The sequence below is a fragment of the Caballeronia sp. AZ7_KS35 genome, from assembly GCF_023631045.1.
Lineage (GTDB): Bacteria > Pseudomonadota > Gammaproteobacteria > Burkholderiales > Burkholderiaceae > Caballeronia > Caballeronia zhejiangensis.
In genome coordinates this window covers 614,175-631,973 of the sequence record NZ_JALQDV010000001.1, presented here as the reverse complement: position 1 = coordinate 631,973, position 17,799 = coordinate 614,175, and the positions used below count along the sequence as shown (strand labels likewise).

The 17,799-nt window shown below is 63.9% G+C and carries 11 protein-coding genes; 8 read left to right on the top strand and 3 right to left on the bottom strand.

The window, feature by feature from the left end; genetic code table 11:
- Positions 1–2: 2 nt before the first annotated feature.
- Positions 3–2,801: a bifunctional [glutamate--ammonia ligase]-adenylyl-L-tyrosine phosphorylase/[glutamate--ammonia-ligase] adenylyltransferase gene (gene glnE, locus NCT05_RS03030; RefSeq protein WP_175979811.1), complete on the bottom strand. Its 2,799-nt coding sequence runs from the start codon at positions 2,799–2,801 to the stop codon at positions 3–5.
- A 182-nt stretch (positions 2,802–2,983) separates the two neighbouring features.
- On the opposite strand from glnE, the gene NCT05_RS03025 reads away from it, so the two are divergent.
- From NCT05_RS03025 to aroG, 4 genes are all read left to right on the top strand, one after another.
- Positions 2,984–7,309 carry a YhdP family phospholipid transporter gene (locus tag NCT05_RS03025; RefSeq protein ID WP_250501720.1) on the top strand — a complete coding sequence of 1,442 codons (4,326 nt, stop codon included), beginning with the start codon at positions 2,984–2,986 and terminating at the stop codon, positions 7,307–7,309.
- A gap of 55 nt (positions 7,310–7,364) precedes the next feature.
- Positions 7,365–8,195, top strand: a complete 831-nt coding sequence (locus tag NCT05_RS03020) for a carbon-nitrogen hydrolase family protein (RefSeq protein WP_175979809.1) — start codon at positions 7,365–7,367, stop codon at positions 8,193–8,195.
- Between the two features lie 127 nt (positions 8,196–8,322).
- Positions 8,323–9,789 carry a metalloprotease TldD gene (gene tldD / locus NCT05_RS03015; protein ID WP_008351481.1) on the top strand — a complete coding sequence of 489 codons (1,467 nt, stop codon included), beginning with the start codon at positions 8,323–8,325 and terminating at the stop codon, positions 9,787–9,789.
- Between the two features lie 353 nt (positions 9,790–10,142).
- On the top strand, positions 10,143–11,216 hold the full coding sequence (aroG, locus tag NCT05_RS03010; RefSeq protein WP_034470648.1) for a 3-deoxy-7-phosphoheptulonate synthase AroG: 1,074 nt from the start codon (positions 10,143–10,145) through the stop codon (positions 11,214–11,216).
- 61 nt (positions 11,217–11,277) lie between these two features.
- On the opposite strand, the gene NCT05_RS03005 is transcribed toward aroG, so the two are convergent.
- Positions 11,278–11,637 carry a hypothetical protein gene (locus NCT05_RS03005; protein WP_250501719.1) on the bottom strand — a complete coding sequence of 120 codons (360 nt, stop codon included), beginning with the start codon at positions 11,635–11,637 and terminating at the stop codon, positions 11,278–11,280.
- Positions 11,625–12,170: a cob(I)yrinic acid a,c-diamide adenosyltransferase gene (locus NCT05_RS03000; RefSeq protein WP_008351484.1), complete on the bottom strand. Its 546-nt coding sequence runs from the start codon at positions 12,168–12,170 to the stop codon at positions 11,625–11,627. The genes NCT05_RS03005 and NCT05_RS03000 overlap by 13 nt, the downstream gene beginning before the upstream one ends.
- A 157-nt stretch (positions 12,171–12,327) precedes the next feature.
- Between NCT05_RS03000 and NCT05_RS02995 the strand changes: the two genes are divergently transcribed.
- The 4 genes from NCT05_RS02995 (at position 12,328) to glcF (ending at position 17,793) form a co-directional block, all read left to right on the top strand.
- Positions 12,328–13,746, top strand: a complete 1,419-nt coding sequence (locus NCT05_RS02995; protein ID WP_034470645.1) for an FAD-binding oxidoreductase — start codon at positions 12,328–12,330, stop codon at positions 13,744–13,746.
- A 101-nt stretch (positions 13,747–13,847) separates the two neighbouring features.
- Positions 13,848–15,359 carry an FAD-linked oxidase C-terminal domain-containing protein gene (locus NCT05_RS02990; protein WP_033536577.1) on the top strand — a complete coding sequence of 504 codons (1,512 nt, stop codon included), beginning with the start codon at positions 13,848–13,850 and terminating at the stop codon, positions 15,357–15,359.
- Between the two features lie 110 nt (positions 15,360–15,469).
- Positions 15,470–16,558, top strand: coding sequence for a glycolate oxidase subunit GlcE (gene glcE / locus NCT05_RS02985; protein ID WP_008351489.1), 1,089 nt, complete (start codon positions 15,470–15,472; stop codon positions 16,556–16,558).
- Between the two features lie 8 nt (positions 16,559–16,566).
- A complete protein-coding gene (gene glcF, locus NCT05_RS02980; RefSeq protein WP_008351491.1) occupies positions 16,567–17,793 on the top strand; it encodes a glycolate oxidase subunit GlcF in 1,227 nt (408 codons plus the stop codon).
- Positions 17,794–17,799 lie beyond the last annotated feature (6 nt).

Below are 17,799 nucleotides of genomic sequence, written 5' to 3'. Positions count from 1 at the left end.
CGTCAGCCCGCCGACGCCACTGCGAACACGCGGTCCCACAGCGCCGTCACCGCGTCGCGTTCGGTCTGAACCGTGGCCGGATCGACGCGCGCCTTTTCCATACCGTCGAGCCGCAGCGTGTGCTGCAGCTTGCGGTACTGGCGATACGCCGCGCCGATCGCATCGGCTTCTGCTTCGGCGATCAATCCGCTTTTCGCGGCGATCTTCAACAGCGTGATATTCCCCGCGTTGCGCAGAAACTCGCGATGCTCGCGCGCGTGCAGCAACACCCAGTACTGAACGATGAACTCGATATCGACCATGCCGCCGCGATCGTGCTTCAGATCGAACAGGTCGCTGCGATTCGGATGGCCATCGGCGACGCGCTGGCGCATCGACACGATCTCGCGCGCGAGCGCGGCCGCGTCGCGTTCCATGACGAGCACGTCGGCGCGAATCTGCTCGAACTCCGCGCCGATTTCGGCATCGCCCGCGCTGTAGCGTGCGCGCGAAAGCGCCTGATGCTCCCAGACCCACGCCGTGTTCGCCGCGTCGCCCTCGCGAATCTGATAGCGGCGAAACGATGCGAGGTCGGTCACGAGCAGGCCCGATTCGCCATTCGGCCGCAGACGCAAGTCGACGTCGAAGAGCGTGCCCGCGCCCGTCGCCGACGTGAGCCACGTAATGAGGCGGCGCGTGAACATCGCGTAGATGTCGGAGGCCGCGTCGTCGGGATCGTCGTACAGAAAGATGAGGTCGAGGTCCGACGCGTAGCCCAGTTCCTTGCCGCCGAGCTTTCCGTACGCGATGACCGCAAAGCGCGGCGTCTCGCGATGCCGCTTCGGGAACTGCTTCCACACGGTCTGCACGGTGACGTCGAGCACGGCGTCGGCGAGTTCGGAGAGACGGTCGCTCACGTGCTCGACGCTCAGATGCCCGGCGAGATCGATCAGCAGAATGCGAAATACTTCGGCCTGATGCGCGTGACGCAGCAGATCCATTTGATGTTCTGCGTCCTCGGCGGCATCGAGCCGTGCGATCAGCGAGCGTTTGAACGCGGCCCAGTCGAACGGGCTGGCGATGGCTTCGTCGTCGAGCAATTCATCGAGCAATTGCGGATGGCGGATCAGATAGCCCGCCGCCCAGCGCGACCCCGACAGCACCGAGAGCACGCGCGCGAGCGCCGCCGGATATTCGGTCAGCAGCGCGAGATACGCGCCGCGCTTGGCCGTCGCTTCGAGCAGATCGAAAAGCCGCATGATGGTGTCGGCGCGGCGCGGCGCATCGATCGACTGCACGGCTTCTATCGAGCGTTGCGCGACGATATCGAAGCGTTCGCGGCTCTGCGACGGCAAGCCGGCGTAACGCGCCGAATTCCACACGCCCGTCAGACGTGCGAGCACCGGCGCCGGGTCCGCGAAGCCGAGTTCCATGAGGCGCGCGGCGAGCTCTTCCTGCGCGGAATCGTCGGCGAGCGCGCCGCTCCAGATCCACGACGCCACCGAATCCTCCGCGACGCCGCAGCCGCCCTGCCCGCTCACCTTGTCGGCGAAGATCGCGTCGAACTGCTGCTCGACGAGCTCGCGATGCGCGTCGAGCGTTTCCATCAGCGCGGCGTAGTCCGCGAAGCCGAGCGATTTCGCGAGCAACGCGCGCTCGTCGTCGGCGACGGGCATCGCGTGCGTCTGTGCATCGTTGCGGTATTGCAGCCGATGCTCGACCGTGCGCAAAAAGAGATAAGCGTCGGACAGCGCCTTGCACACCTGCGGCGCGAGCAGGCCATGCGCGGCGGCGCGTTCGAGCACCGCGAGCGTCGGACGAATGCGGAAATCCGCTGCCTGTCCGCCGCGAATCAACTGAAATACTTGCGCGCTGAATTCGATCTCGCGAATGCCGCCGCGCCCGAGCTTGATGTCGTCGGCCTTGTCGGGGCGCATCGACGCGCGCCGCCGCGCTTCCTGCCGAATCTGCTGATGCAGCGAGCGGATCGCGGCGATCACGCCGTAATCGAGATAGCGCCGGTAGATGAAGGGCGTCGCGATGGCTTCGAGCTGCTTCGCGAGACGCTTCGCCGAATCGCTCTTCGTCTCCGAGATGAGCCGGCCCTTGATCCACGCGTAGCGCTCCCATTCGCGGCCCTGCACGTAGAAATACTCTTCGAGCATGCCGAGACTGCACACGAGCGGGCCGGAGTCGCCGTTGGGACGCAGCCGCATGTCGACGCGAAAGACGTAGCCGTCTTGCGTCATTTCCGCGAGCGCGCCGATCAGCCGCCGGCCGAGCCGTGTGAAGAATTCCTGCGTCGGGAGCGCCGAGCGCGTGCCGCCCGAGGTTTCGCCGTCCTCTTCGTAGACGAAGATCAGATCGATATCCGACGATGCGTTCAGCTCGCGCCCGCCCAGCTTGCCCATGCCGACGACGCCGAGCGTGAGCCGCTCGCCGTCCGGTCCGCGCGGCTCGCCGAAGAGCGCTTCGAGATCGGCCGACAGCACCGCCAGCGCGCGCTGCACCGTGACTTCGGCGAGATCGGTCATCGCGCCGGTGACTTCGGCGACATCGGCGGTGCCCGCGAGATCGCGCTCCATCACCGTGCAGAAGACTTCGGTCCGCAAGCGGCGCAACGCGGTCTTGAGCGCGGCTTCATCGAGCACGCCGCTTTCGGTGCAAGGCGTGCAGTGCGCGTCCAGCCGCGCTTCGATCCACCCACGCGTGATGCGCGTCTGCGCCCATTGCGCGACATTCGACGCCAGTTCGGGACGCGCCGAGTACGCGCGCGCCGCATAGTTGGAATAATCGGAACTGAGAAGAGTTGCGTCGGTCATGAAAGGTTAGGTTCGCTCATTGCTTCCGGAAAGGCATCGCGGTATAACACCGCGCCGCAAGTCTTGCCGGGCGCGGCTCAGCGAGCCTCCACGAGTGCGCAGGCAGCGGCCGTCGCCGCAATGCCCGTGTTACATTTCAGCGTCAAACACGCAAAACTACCATATCGCCGAACAGCAGCAGCATGTCCGACAGCAGACGATCCGTCGACCCGACCGAAGTTGGACAAGCCAGGCCCAGCGGCAACGCCGAGCGCGTGCTTGCGCGCGTCTTCAAATTCCTTCTCGTCATTGCGGCCATCGCGTATTTCGCGGTGGCGGGCGTGTATGTCGGCCTGCGCTATATCGTCATGCCGCAGGTCGATTCGTTCCGGCCGCGGATCGAGCAACTCGTCTCATCGCAGATTCACGCCCAGTTGCGCATCGGCAGGATTTCCGCGCGATGGTCCGGGCTCTCGCCGACGATCGATATCGACAACCTGCGCATCGACGCCGCCGATGGCTCGCCGGGCCTCGCCGTGCCGCACGCGAGCGCGAGCATCGCGTGGGGATCGCTGCTGCATCTGCGGCCCAAGCTCGCCGATCTGACCGTCGACGGACCCGATGTCATCATCGCGCGCAACGCCGATGGCGCGGTTACTGTCGCGGGCGTGCCGATTCCCACGCATCGCACCGGTTCGAACGCATTCACGACCTGGCTGCTCGGCCAGGACCGCATTCTTCTGCGCGATGGCACGCTGCGCTGGCGCGACGCGCAGCGCGCCGCGCCCGAGATCGCGTTCAAGCGCCTGCACCTCGCGATCGTCAACGACGGCGCGCGTCATCGGCTTGCGCTCAAGGCGCCCGCCGATGGCGACGTGCTGCACGGCCCGCTCGATTTCCGCGCGGACTTCCGTCATCAACCCTTCTCGGCGATGGGCGCGCCCGCGAACTGGACCGGCCGTCTCTACGTTTCGACCGGTCCCGTCGATCTGCCGACGCTCGCGCGCTACGTGAAGCTGCCGTTCCAGATGTACAGCGGCCGCATCAACAACCAGATCTGGCTGAACTTCGCGGGCGGCCAATTGCAGAACGCGACCGGCGACCTGACCGGCGCGAACGTCGCGCTGCGCACGCGCCCGACGCAGCCGCGCCTCGATCTTCCGATCGCCAGCTTCAACTGGAACATCGACAAGAAGGACAACGCGTACACGCTCGATCTGCGCGACCTGCACGCGGAGTTCGGCCAGTTGCCGCTCGACGACGGCACGCCGGTCGCGCGTCTGCTCGTGTCGCGCGCGCTGACGGCCACGTACCGGCTGCCTTCGGTCGGCAAGGGGCAATTGCTGCGGCTGACGGGCGATAGCGTCGATATCGGCATCCTCGCGGAATTCGCGCGCGCGCTGCCGCTGCCGGCGAAGATTCTCAACGAGCTCGTGCGCTTCAATCCGCGCGGCCAGGTGTCCGATTACACGATCTACACCGAGCGCGCCGCGCCGAAGACCGAGGAAGAAGCGCAGCAGCAGCGCAAGAAAGGCGACGCGCCGCTTCTGCACTACGCGTTCAAGGGCGATCTCAACGGCCTGAGCGTGCAGGCGCAGGAGCCGCCGCCCGGGCTCACGATCAACAACCATCCGCGCGCGGGCATTCCGGGCGTCGAGAATCTGTGGGGCAGCGTCGACGCGAACGAGAAAGGCGGCCACATCACGATCGACACGAAGAACGTCGCCGTCACCGTTCCCGGCGCGTTCGACGATCCGCGCCTCGTCTTCGATTCGCTGCAAGGCCGCGCGCGCTGGACCGTCGCCGATGCGATCGCGCCCGGCGAACTGCGCCGCGCGTTCACGCTGCATCTGGAGACGCTGCGCGTGAAGAACGCGGATGCCGAAGGCGAGGCCACCGCGGACTACTGGAATCAGGGCCACGGGCGCGGCAATCTCGATCTGAAGGCGAAGGTCTCGCATCTGAAAGTGACGAGTCTCGTGCGCTATCTGCCGACGAGCCTCAACGAGCGCGCGCGCGTCTATCTCGGCCATGCGCTGCAGGCGGGCGTCGCGAAGAACGGGACGATCGAAGTGCACGGCGATCTCACGCGCTTTCCGTACGCGAAATTTCCCGATGCGGGCATCTTCCGCATCGAGGCGCCGTTCACCGGCGGCAAGTTCGATCCCACGCCCTTCCCGCCGCGCAAGATGGCCAACGGCCTGCCGAACTTCTGGCCGGCGTTCGAGGGTATCGACGGGACGTTCACGCTCGCGCAGAACAAGCTCGGCTTCGATATCGGCCGCGGGCATTATCGTGGCGTGAAGGTCTCGAAGGTCGTCGGGCGCATCGACGATACGGGCAATCGCGAAACCAAGCTGTGGATCGACGGCAAGGCGCGCGGCCCGCTCGCCGACATGCTGAAGTACGTCGACGACAGCTCGCTCGGCCTGATGGCGAAGCACGCGACCCGCAAGATCGACGCAAAAGGCAACGCGGATCTCGCGCTCACGCTCGGCATTCCGCGCTATCGGCCGCCCGCGCCGCAGCCGCCGATCAAGCCGGAGTACAAAGGCTCGCTCACCTTCGCCGACAACGAAGTCAGGTACGCCAATCTGCCGCCGCTCTCGCATCTGCGCGGCCGTGCCGATTTCGCCGCGAAAACCGTCACGCTCAATGGCCTCTCGGCGCAATTGCTCGGCGGCGATGTGCGCGCCAAGGGCGGCGTGCAGGCGGACGGCAGCTATGCGTTCGACGTGAACGGACGCATCGGCGCGGATGCCGCGGGCCGCCTCAACAAGCCGATGACGCCGCAGGTCGCGGCTTTCATGAAGCGCATCGACGGCGCCGCGCCTTACGAGATGCACGTTCACGGCGTCAAGAACGCGCTGCCGGTCGTGCAGGCGAGTTCGGATCTGACCGGACTCGGCATCGATCTGCCCGCGCCGTTCGGCAAGGCGAAAGGCGCGCCGATGCCGCTCACCTTCAGCTTCCAGCCATCATCGGGCGGCGCGCCGGATCTGCATGACGCGCAGTTGAACGTCGGCCCGGTGGCCGCGCATTACGTGTTTCAGCAGATCGGCAAGGCTCAGGTCAAGATCGATCCGCAGAACGTCGCCGAGCCGATGAACATGCGCGCGCGCGTGAAGGTCGTGCGCGGCGCGATCGGCCTGAACAAGCCAGCGGATTTGCCGGCCGAAGGCGTGAGCGCGACCGCCGATCTGAACGAATTCGATGCCGATGCCTGGCGCAAGACTTTCGCCGAACTCAGCGCCGCGATGCCTGACTCGCCCGCCGACTCGCCCGCCGACGCGAACGCGCCGCGCGCACCGATGAGCGAGAACGTGAAGCAATTCATCCCAACGCGCGCCGCCATCCATTTCACGACGCTCAATCTGCTCGACCGGCGCTGGGAGAACGTCGCGATTGCCGCGAGTGAAAGCGAGACCGATCGCACATGGCAAGCGAACATCGCGTCGAATCAGATTTCGGGCGATGTCTCGTGGACGCCCGGCGCGAAGAAGGAAAGCCCCGGCGCGTTGCAGGCGCGCTTCGCGAAGATCGTGATTCCGGAGAAGAAGGAGCACGATGCCGCCGGCAAGCTCGTGATGAAGCCGCCGCGCAACATGCCGACGATCGATCTCATCGTGAACGAGATCGTGTTCCGCGACCACGACCTCGGCCGGCTCGAAGTCGACGCACATAACGAAGTCATCGCCGATGAGCCGATCTGGACGCTCGACAAACTCGAACTCGCGAACCCCGACGCGACGCTCACCGCGAACGCGACGTGGCGCACGCTGCCGGGCGGCGTCGTGCAGGCCGCCGCGCAACCGGACGCGATGCGCAGTCAGGCCGATGACGTCACTCCGCGCCGCACGTCGCTCAACTTCAAGCTCGACGTGAAGAACGGCGGCCAGTTGATCGACCGTTTCGGCGCGCCGCACGTGGTCGGTTCGGGCAGCGGAACCGTGTCGGGTCACGCGGCGTGGAACGGCGGGCCGACGGCCGTCGACGTGAACACGCTCGATGGCAACGTCGCCGTCGATCTGCGTCACGGGCAGATTCTGCGTGCGCCGGGCTCGGCGAAGTGGCTCGGCGTCTTCAGCCTGCGCAGTCTCGCGAGCCTGTTGACGCTGCATTTCGAGGATGTCGTCGGCAAGGGCCTGCCGTTCGAGAAGATCACCGGCAACGCGACGATCGTCGATGGCATCAGCCGCACGGACGACTTCCTGATGGTCACGTCGCCGGCGCGCGTGCAGATGCAGGGCATCGTCGATATGCCGAAGCAGACGCAAGACCTCCACGTCAAGGTGATTCCGACCGTCGGCGCCGGCGCGGTCGCACTGGGCGCGGCGGTCATCAATCCGCTGCTCGGCCTCGGCGCGCTCGCCGCCGATCTCGCGCTGTCGGCGTCGATTCAGAAAGCGTTCGCGCTCGACTATTCGATCACCGGCTCGTGGAGCAAACCCGTCGTTAAGCGGCTCACTGGCGATCAGGGTAAGATCGAAACACCCCCCACCGCCGTGGCTCCGGCCGCTGCCCGCTGAAACGGGCGTTCGGCGGCGCGGTTTTCGTCCCCTTTTTAGACAGCGCACCCAAGACATGAGCGAAAGATCGAGCGAAAGCGCGGCCCCGTTTCAGGTCGCCGCGCTGCAGATGGTCAGCGCGCCGGATCGCGACCGGAATCTCGCGGACGCCGGACGGCTTATCGCCCAGGCTGCGCGAAGCGGCGCGCAACTGGTGCTCCTGCCCGAATATTTCTGCTACATGGGTTTCAAGGACACCGATAAGCTCGCGATCCGCGAAACGCCGGGCGACGGGCCGATCCAGCGGTTCCTTTCCGACGCGGCGCGCGAACACGGCGTATGGATCATCGGCGGGACGTTGCCGTTGCAGTCGCCGGAACCGGATCGCGTGATGAACACGACGCTCGTCTTCGATCCGCGCGGACAGCAGGTCGCGCGCTACGACAAGATTCATCTGTTCAATTTCGAAAAGGGCGAGGAATCGTTCGACGAAGCGCGCACGATCTGTCCGGGGAACGAAGTGCGCTCATTCGACGCGCCGTTCGGACGCGTGGGATTGTCGGTGTGCTACGACCTGCGCTTTCCGGAGTTGTATCGAAAGCTCGGCGATTGCGCGCTGATGGTCGTGCCATCCGCGTTCACTTACACGACCGGCCGCGCGCACTGGCAGACGCTGCTCACGGCGCGCGCCGTCGAGAATCAGTGTTATGTGCTCGCGGCGGCGCAAGGCGGCAATCACGAGAACGGACGGCGCACGTGGGGTCACAGCATGCTGATCGATCCGTGGGGCGAAATCGTCGATGTGAAGGATGAAGGACCGGGCGTCGTGATCGGCGGCATCGATCTGCAGCGCATCGCCGCCGTGCGACAGAGTTTGCCGGCTTACCGGCATCGCGTGCTCCGTTGAAGCGCGCGCGAACTTGAAGACGCGGGTTTCTCCCCGCACATGATGTGAGCGAATCGGAACGTAGAATAGGCTGCAAATCGTCTGCAAATATCATCGAACTCGTCACAGAACACGCAATAGGCACCGCATGAATATCATCGAACCCGGCATTCGTAACCTGGTCACGGCGAAGGACGTTTTGCTCACGCCCTACGGCCTCGACGAAGGCCTGATCACCCGCACGCTGGCGGAAATCTTCACGCATCGCGTCGATTACGCGGATCTCTATTTCCAGTCCACGCGCAGCGAAGCGTGGAGTCTCGAAGAAGGCATCGTCAAATCGGGCAGTTTCAGCATCGATCAGGGCGTCGGCGTGCGCGCCGTGTCGGGCGAGCGCACCGCGTTCGCGTATTCCGATGACCTCTCGCCCGAATCCATCCGTCAGGCCGCGATCGCCACGCGCGCGATCGCCAAGGCGGGCGGCGGCAAGCACAAGATCAAGCCGGCGAGCACGCTTACGGGCGTGTCGGGCCGCGATCTTTATCTCGCCGCCGATCCGCTGCATTCGCTCGACGCCACTGCCAAGGTGAAATTGCTGGAACGCGTCGAGCAAATGGCGCGGGCGAAAGATCCGCGCATTACGCAAGTGATGGCCGGCATGGCCGGCGAATACGATGTCGTGCTAGTCGCGCGCAGCGACGGCGCGCTCGCGGCGGATGTGCGCCCGCTCGTGCGCGTCTCCGTGACGGTGATCGCCGAGCAGAACGGCCGGCGCGAAATCGGCACCGGCGGCGGCGGCGGGCGTTTCGACTACGGCTATTTCACCGACGCGATCCTCCAGAAGTACGTCGACGATGCCGTGCATGCCGCGCTCGTCAATCTCGAAGCGCGCCCTGCTCCGGCCGGCGCGATGACCGTCGTGCTCGGGCCGGGCTGGCCCGGCGTGTTGCTGCACGAGGCGGTCGGACACGGCCTGGAGGGCGATTTCAACCGCAAGGGCTCGTCGGCGTTCGCGGGACGCATCGGCGAGCAGGTCGCGGCGAAGGGCGTCACCGTCGTCGATGACGGCACGCTGCCGAATCGGCGCGGCTCGCTCAATATCGACGACGAAGGCAATCCGACGCAGTGCACGACGCTGATCGAAGACGGCATTCTCAAGGGCTACATTCAGGATTCGCTGAACGCGCGCCTGATGAAGATGCCGGTGACGGGCAACGCGCGCCGCGAATCGTACGCCGCGCTGCCGATGCCGCGCATGACCAACACGTACATGCTCAACGGCGACAAGGATCCGCAGGAGATTCTGGCGTCGGTGAAGAACGGCCTGTATGCGGTGAACTTCGGCGGCGGTCAGGTCGATATCACCAACGGCAAGTTCGTGTTCTCGGCGTCCGAGGCGTACATGATCGAGAACGGCAAGATCACGTATCCGGTGAAGGGCGCAACGCTGATCGGCAGCGGGCCTGAGTCGCTCAAGTACGTGACGATGATCGGCAACGACATGTCGCTGGATAGCGGCGTCGGCGTCTGCGGCAAGGAAGGACAGAGCGTGCCGGTGGGCGTCGGTCAGCCGACGTTGCGCATCGAGAAGATGACGGTCGGCGGCACGGTCTGATCGCCCACCGCGTGCATGCGGGATTTCCGCATCGATCGGGCGTGGACGTAGCGTCTTCGTTTCGTTCGATGCGGATTGTCCGCGTTTTTGCGTGTGCAGGGTTGTCAGCGCTGCACGTTTGAGGTTATAAAAGCAGTCACAACTTTTTTCGACCGACGTCCGGTTTCTTTTTCGATCCATCATGTCCGCCAAGTTTTATTTTTATTTCTTTTGGCATCTCAGACCGCTGGCGGATCGAGAGGGTGAGTCGTACACAGGTTGAACAAACCGAATTCCCGAAAAAACCGCCAGCGAGTCTGGCGGTTTTTTTTCGTCTCATAGTTTGATTCGCACGCTGCCGCTGGAGAACCGACATGCCCCCGCACAATACCGATGACGTTCGTATCCGTGAACTGAAAGAGCTGACCCCGCCCGCGCATCTGATCCGCGAATTCCCTTGCGCCGAGCCGGTTTCGGAGCTGATCTATAACGCGCGGCAGTCGATGCACCGCATTCTTCATGGGATGGATGACCGGCTGATCGTCATCATCGGGCCTTGCTCGATTCATGATCCCAAGGCCGCTATGGAATACGCGGGGAGGCTGATCGAGCAGCGTCGTCGCTTTGCGGGTGAGCTTGAGATCGTGATGCGCGTGTACTTCGAAAAGCCGCGTACCACCGTTGGATGGAAGGGGCTCATCAACGATCCGTATATGGATAACAGCTTCAAGATTAATGATGGATTGAGGGCTGCGCGGGAATTGCTCATGCATGTCAATGAGCTTGGGCTGCCGGCTGGGACTGAATACCTCGACATGATTAGCCCACAGTACATCGCCGATTTGATTTCGTGGGGGGCGATTGGGGCTAGGACGACGGAATCGCAGGTTCATCGGGAATTGGCTTCGGGGCTGTCCTGTCCTGTTGGGTTCAAGAATGGCACTGACGGAAATGTAAAGATCGCCGTCGATGCGATCAAAGCGGCTTCGCAGCCACATCATTTTCTTTCAGTGACCAAAGGCGGGCATTCGGCGATCGTTTCTACCGCGGGGAATGAGGATTGCCATATTATTTTGCGCGGAGGGAAAGCGCCTAATTATGATGCTGCGAGTGTGGATGCGGCTTGCTCGGATATCGGGAAGGCGGGGTTGGCGGCGCGTCTGATGATCGATGCGAGTCATGCTAATAGCTCGAAGAAGCATGAAAATCAGATTCCGGTCTGTGAGGATATTGGTAAGCAGCTTGCGGCTGGAGATGAGCGGATTGTCGGCGTGATGGTGGAATCGCATCTCGTTGCCGGGCGGCAGGATTTGAAGGAAGGGTGCGAGTTGACGTATGGGCAGAGTATTACCGATGCCTGTATCGGGTGGGATGAGAGTGTCGGCGTGCTTGAAGGACTGGCGGAAGCGGTGAAGCAGCGGCGGGTTGTGAGGGGTGGAGGAAACTAGTAACTCTAATTTTGCGGAGGTGCGGAAAAAAATAATTCGCACCTCGCCTAAAGATCCTTTTTCAAACCGGGATCTGATGCCTCAATCGCGCCTTAAAGTTAGTTAAATAAATCGCATGATCTTCGTACAGTTTGATTTTTATGCGCGACTCAACTGTCCGGAGAGTTGATTTTCGGCAATCTTGGCAGAGTGCAACATTAATATTTGCCTTCAACGATACAAGGCCGAAGAATTTTTCTTGACTGAACAAGACCCAGCCAATCTGAGAAAAACGCTCACTGCCCCGCGAAGCTAACATGCCAAGTATTTCCGCATAGGTGAAACGCAAATCAGCATTCAGTTGATTCGCCCGCTCCGCTTCAGGAATCGATAGATGAACTGGTAACGAGGTACGTACATGCTCAAGACCTAGCGCCGCCACAACGCATCCTCGCCACCGTCAGCACGGTTTAAGATCCTCGCCAGTACGAACATCAAATCCGACAACCGATTCACATACCTCCGCGGCGCCTCATTAACCCCAGCAGTTTCAATGCGCCCCAACGCGACAATAGCCCTCTCTGCCCGACGGCAGACAGTGCGCGCGACATGCGCCAGCGCCGCCGCCCTTGACCCACCCGGCAAAATAAATTCCTTGAGCGGCGGCAATGTCGCGTTGTACTCCTCCAGCCACGCGTCTAATTGAGCGAGATGCGATTCCTGAATCATCGAATGTCCCGGAATCGACAACTCCCCGCCCAAATCAAACAAATCGTTCTGGATCCGAGTTAAAGCATCGCGCACATCTGAAGGCATCGGCTCACACAGAAGGACGCCGATACACGAATTCAACTCATCCACATCCCCGATTGCAGCAATCCTCGCATCGTCCTTGGAAACGCGGCTTCCATCGCCCAGCCCGGTCGTTCCATCATCGCCGGTACGCGTGGCGATCTTGCTCAAGCGGTGACCCATCATCGACTCCTGAAAAGCGGACAAAAACCCCGACCCATTATAGGCACGCGCCTCCGCGCGAAGCCCGCGGCGCCGACCGGCTCCCCGACGGCGTAAAATGAGATAGAAAGCCACGCCCAGAACAGAAACCAAAGCCGCACCGCCCGGAGACACGCACGTGAATCACCCCACCGAACATCAGGCGCTTCAGAAACGCCCCTTCCCCGCCGCGCTTCTCGATGCCCTGAAGCAGCAATTCGCCGACCGCGTCTCCACTGCGCAAGCAGTGCGCGAACACCACGGCCGCGACGAATCGCCGTTCGATCCGCAACTTCCCGATGCCGTCGTCTTCGCGCGCAGCACCGACGAAGTGCAAGCCATCGTCAAGCTCTGCGCCGAACACGACGTCCCGATCATCCCCTACGGCAACGGCTCGTCGCTCGAAGGCCATCTCCTCGCGGTGCAAGGCGGCGTCTCCATCGATTTGTCGGAGATGAACCAGGTCGTCTCGATCAACGCCGAAGACCTAACCGTCACCGTGCAGCCCGGCATCTCGCGCAAGCAACTGAACGAAGCGCTCAAAGACACCGGCCTCTTCTTTCCGATCGATCCGGGCGCGGACGCGAGCATCGGCGGCATGTCCGCGACGCGCGCCTCCGGCACCAACGCCGTGCGCTACGGCTCGATGCGCGAGAACGTCCTCGCGCTCACCGTCGTCCTCGCCGATGGCCGCGTCATCAAAACCGGCACGCGCGCGCGCAAATCGTCGGCGGGCTATGACCTCACGCGTCTTTTCGTCGGCTCGGAAGGCACGCTCGGCGTCATCACCGAAATCACCGTGCGCCTCTATCCGCAACCCGAAGCGATTTCGGCGGCCGTGTGCGCGTTTCCGTCGATGGGCGACGCCGTGCGCGCCGTCATCGAAACCATTCAGATGGGCGTGCCGATCGCGCGCGTCGAATTCGTCGACAAGCTCGCCGTGCGCGCCATCAACAAGCATTCGAATCTGACGCTGCGCGAATCGCCGATGCTGTTCTTCGAATTCCACGGCACCGAATCCGGCGTCGCGGAACAGGCGCAAACGGTGCAGGACATCGTCGCGGAAAACAAAGGCGAGGACTTCGAGTGGGCGACGCGCCCCGAAGATCGCAGCCGTCTCTGGAACGCGCGCCATTCCGCCTACTTCGCGATGCTGCAACTGAAGCCCGGCTGCCGCGCCGTCACGACCGACGTCTGCGTGCCGATCTCGCGCCTCGCCGAATGCGTCGAGGAAACGGAGAAGGACCTACAAGGCTCGTACTTGCCGAGTCCGATCGTCGGGCATGTGGGCGACGGCAATTTCCACGTCGCGATGCTGCTCGATCCGGCCAAGCCCGAAGAGCTCGAAGAAGCCGAGCGCATCAATCGGCTCATCGTCGGACGCGCGCTGAGGATGGGCGGCACCTGCACCGGCGAACACGGCGTCGGGCTGCACAAGATGGGCTTTCTGATCGACGAACACGGCGAGGACGCCGTCGACACGATGCGGGCCATCAAGCAGGCGCTCGATCCGAAGAATCTGATGAATCCGGGGAAAATCTTCGCTTTCGAAGGCTGACGAAGTCGCGCAAGATGCACGCATGAAGACGCGGCGCCGACCGCGCGGTCATCGAACAAGGAGGAGACGTGAACGCACCCGACGAGCTCAAAGCCGAGCAGATGTCGCCGAATCTGCCGCACGAAGACGCGCCCGCGCTGACCGAAGATCAGCTCGCCGCGCGTCAGCGTGAAGTCGTGCAGGCGCTGATGGCCGTGCTGCCGACGCACTGTCTGCTCTTTCGCGAGGAAGACACGGCCGCGTACGAATGCGACGGCCTCGCCGCGTATCGGCGTTTGCCGCTCGCCGTCGCGCTGCCTGAAACTGAAGCGCAGGTGCAGCGCGTCGTGCAGATCTGCGCGCGTCTCGCCGTGCCGATCGTTCCGCGCGGCGCGGGCACCGGCCTCTCCGGCGGCGCGATGCCGATCCGCCACGGCATCGTGCTGTCGCTCGCGCGCTTCCGGAAGATCATCGAGGTCGATCCGTACGCGCGCACGGCGACCGTGCAACCGGGCGTCCGCAATCTCGCCATTTCGGAAGCCGCCGCGCCGTTCGGCCTCTACTACGCGCCCGATCCGTCGTCGCAGATTGCGTGCACGATCGGCGGCAACGTCTCCGAAAACTCGGGCGGCGTGCACTGCCTGAAATACGGGCTCACGGTTCACAACGTCCTGCGCGTGCGCGCGGTGACGATGGACGGCGATGTCATCGAATTCGGCTCGCTCGGCCCCGATGCGCCCGGCCTCGATCTGCTCGCGGTGATGATCGGCAGTGAAGGCATGTTCGCGATCGTCACGGAGATCACCGTCAAGCTGATTCCGAAGCCGCAGACCGCGCAAGTCATCATGGCGAGCTTCGACGATGTCGTGAAAGGCGGCAACGCGGTTGCCGCGATCATCGCGGCGGGCATCATCCCGGCCGGACTCGAAATGATGGACAAGCCCGCGACGCGCGCCGTCGAGGAATTCGTCAACGCGGGCTACGATCTCGACGCCGCCGCGATCCTGCTATGCGAATCCGACGGCACGCACGATGAAGTCGCCGAGGAAATCGTCCGCATGACGGCGGTGCTGCGCGAACACGGCGCATCGCGCATCCAGATCTCGCGTTCAGAAGCCGAGCGCCTCAAGTTCTGGTCGGGCCGCAAGAACGCGTTTCCGGCGGCCGGCCGCATCTCGCCGGACTATTACTGCATGGACGGCACCGTGCCGCGCCGCGCGATCGGGCCGCTGCTCGCGCGCATCGAAGAGATGGAGAAGAAGTACGCGCTGCGTTGCATCAATGTGTTCCATGCGGGCGACGGCAACATGCATCCGCTGATTCTCTTCAACGGCAACGATCTTGACGAGTGGCATCGCGCGGAAGCGTTCGGCTGCGACATCCTGGAGGCGTGCGTCGAACTCGGCGGCACGGTGACGGGCGAGCATGGCGTCGGCATCGAGAAGATCAATTCGATGTGCGTGCAATTCTCGCCCGAAGAGCGCGACGCGTTCTTCGCCGTGAAGCGCGCGTTCGATCCGCCGGGTCTGCTCAACCCCGACAAGGGCATTCCGACGCGCGCGCGCTGCGCCGAATACGGCAAGATGCACGTGCGCGGCGGCCTGTTGCCGCACCCCGAGTTGCCGCGCTTCTAGCCGGGAGAACGCGTTCCGCTATCCACGTTTCCCCGCGTGTGGCGCCGTTAAGCGGCCGGTACAATCGACCGGACTGCCATAGAAAACCAGAATTCGAGAGCGGAACACCCATGGAACAGGACGACGTCGTCGCCGGCTGGTCGGAGAGGATCGCCCGGGCCACAGAAACCGGCACGCTGCTGCGTATTCGCGGCGGCGGCACGAAGGACTGGTACGGTCAAACGCTCCAGGGAGAGATCCTCGACACGCGGGCGTATCGCGGCATCATCGCGTACGATCCGGCGGAGCTCGTCATCACCGCTCGAAGCGGCACGCCGCTCGCCGAAATCGAAGCCGCGCTGCGTGAGCACAATCAGATGCTGCCGTTCGAGCCGCCGCATTTCGGGCGCAACGCGACGCTCGGCGGCTGCATCGCCGCGGGGCTTGCGGGCCCGCGACGCGCATGGACCGGCGCGCCGCGCGACTTCGTGCTCGGCGCGGTCGTCATGAACGGCCACGGACAAGTGCTGCACTTCGGCGGGCAAGTCGTGAAGAATGTCGCGGGCTATGACGTGTCGCGCCTGCTCGCCGGATCGCTCGGCACGCTTGGCCTGATTCTCGAACTGTCGATCAAGGTGCTGCCGCGCCCCGTCGCCGAAGCCACGCTGAAATTCGACATGCACGCGACAGACGGCGTGCGCAAGCTCAACGAATGGGGCGGGCATCCGCTGCCGATCTGCGGCAGCGCGTGGCGCGACGGCACGCTCGCGCTGCGTCTCGCGGGCGCCGAAGCCGCCGTGAAAACCGCGCGCAACACGCTCGGCGGCGAGGTCGTCGATGCGGTCGAAGCCGACCGATTCTGGATCGGCATGCGCGAACAGACCGATCCGTTCTTCGCTGTCATCGAACCGCGTTCGGCGCTGTGGCGGCTCGCTTTGCCGTCGATCGCCGAGCCGCTGCATCTGCCGGGCGCGCAACTGATGGAATGGGGCGGCGCGCAACGCTGGTGGATCACCGACACCGATCCGCAAACCGTGCGCATCAGCGCGAAACAGGCGGGCGGCCACGCGACGATCTTCCGCGCCGGCTCCGCCTACGATCGCAATGCAGGCGTTTTCACGCCGCTGCCGGCGCCGCTCATGAAAATTCACCGTGGATTGAAAGTTGCGTTCGATCCGGCGCGCATCTTCAATCGCGCGCGTTTGTATCCAGACTTCTAGGCGCATCGATGCAAACCAATCTCGCCGATTTCATCCGCGGCACGGCCGATGGCGACGAAGCCGACGCCATTCTGCGCAAGTGCGTGCACTGCGGCTTCTGCACGGCGACCTGCCCGACGTATCAGTTGCTCGGCGACGAGCTCGACGGGCCGCGCGGGCGCATCTATCTGATGAAGCAGATGTTCGAAGGCGCGCCCGTCACGCGCAGCACGCAACTGCATCTGGACCGCTGCCTCACCTGCCGCAATTGCGAAAGCACGTGTCCGTCCGGCGTGCAATACGGCAAGCTCGTCGAGATCGGGCGCAAGGTCGTCGAAGAAAAGGTCGAGCGGCCGATGCGTCAGCGTCTGCAACGGCGTCTGCTCGCAAGCTTCCTGCCGAACAGCACGCTCTTCACGCCCGCGATGAAGCTCGGTCAGCAGTTCCGCGGCATTCTTCCGCGCAAGCTGCGCGCGAAGATTCCGCTGCCCGAGCGCCCGCTCGCCGCGCCGACCAACAAGCACGAACGCAAGATGCTGATGCTCGCCGGATGCGTCCAGCCGGCGATGATGCCCAACGTCAACACCGCGACGGCGCGCGTGTTCGACGCGCTCGGCATCGAGATCGTCACGGCGCCGGGCGCGGGCTGCTGCGGCGCGATCCGCCTGCATCTCGGCTACAACGACGACGCGCTCGACGACGTGCGCAACAACATCGACGCATGGTGGCCGTATGTCGAAAACGGCGTCGAGGCGATCGTGATGAACGCGTCGGGCTGCGGCGCGACCGTCAAGGAATACGCGCATCTGCTGCGCAACGATCCGGCGTACTCGGCGAAGGCGCAAAAGATCGTCGATCTCACGCGCGATCTCGCCGAAATCCTGCCGATGTACGAAGAAGAGCTGGTCGCGCTCGCGCGGCGGCGCGGCGTGCATACGGTCGCATTTCATCCGCCGTGCACGCTGCAGCACGGGCAGCAGATTCGCGGACGCGTCGAGCATCTGCTGACCGCGCTCGGCCTCGAAGTGCGCCTGCCTGCGGACAGCCATCTGTGCTGCGGATCGGCGGGCACGTATTCGGTCTTGCAGCCGAAGCTCTCGTACACGCTGCGCAATCAGAAGCTCGACCGGCTGGAAAAGCTGGAACCGCAGATGATCGTGTCGGCGAATGTCGGCTGCATCGCGCATCTGCAAAGCGGCACGTCGACGCCCGTCACGCACTGGATTCAACTGCTGGAACATCTGCTGTACGGTTGAGGCCGC

Bases quoted from the DNA above. Each gene is read 5' to 3' on its own strand.
- aroG (WP_034470648.1), top strand. From the start codon at position 10,143: ATGCCCCCGCACAATACCGATGACGTTCGTATCCGTGAACTGAAAGAG.
- glnE (WP_175979811.1), bottom strand. From the start codon at position 2,801: ATGACCGACGCAACTCTTCTCAGTTCCGATTATTCCAACTATGCGGCG.
- glcE (WP_008351489.1), top strand. From the start codon at position 15,470: ATGGAACAGGACGACGTCGTCGCCGGCTGGTCGGAGAGGATCGCCCGG.
- NCT05_RS03020 (WP_175979809.1), top strand. From the start codon at position 7,365: ATGAGCGAAAGATCGAGCGAAAGCGCGGCCCCGTTTCAGGTCGCCGCG.
- NCT05_RS03025 (WP_250501720.1), top strand. From the start codon at position 2,984: ATGTCCGACAGCAGACGATCCGTCGACCCGACCGAAGTTGGACAAGCC.
- NCT05_RS02990 (WP_033536577.1), top strand. From the start codon at position 13,848: ATGTCGCCGAATCTGCCGCACGAAGACGCGCCCGCGCTGACCGAAGAT.
- tldD (WP_008351481.1), top strand. From the start codon at position 8,323: ATGAATATCATCGAACCCGGCATTCGTAACCTGGTCACGGCGAAGGAC.
- NCT05_RS03000 (WP_008351484.1), bottom strand. From the start codon at position 12,170: ATGGGTCACCGCTTGAGCAAGATCGCCACGCGTACCGGCGATGATGGA.
- glcF (WP_008351491.1), top strand. From the start codon at position 16,567: ATGCAAACCAATCTCGCCGATTTCATCCGCGGCACGGCCGATGGCGAC.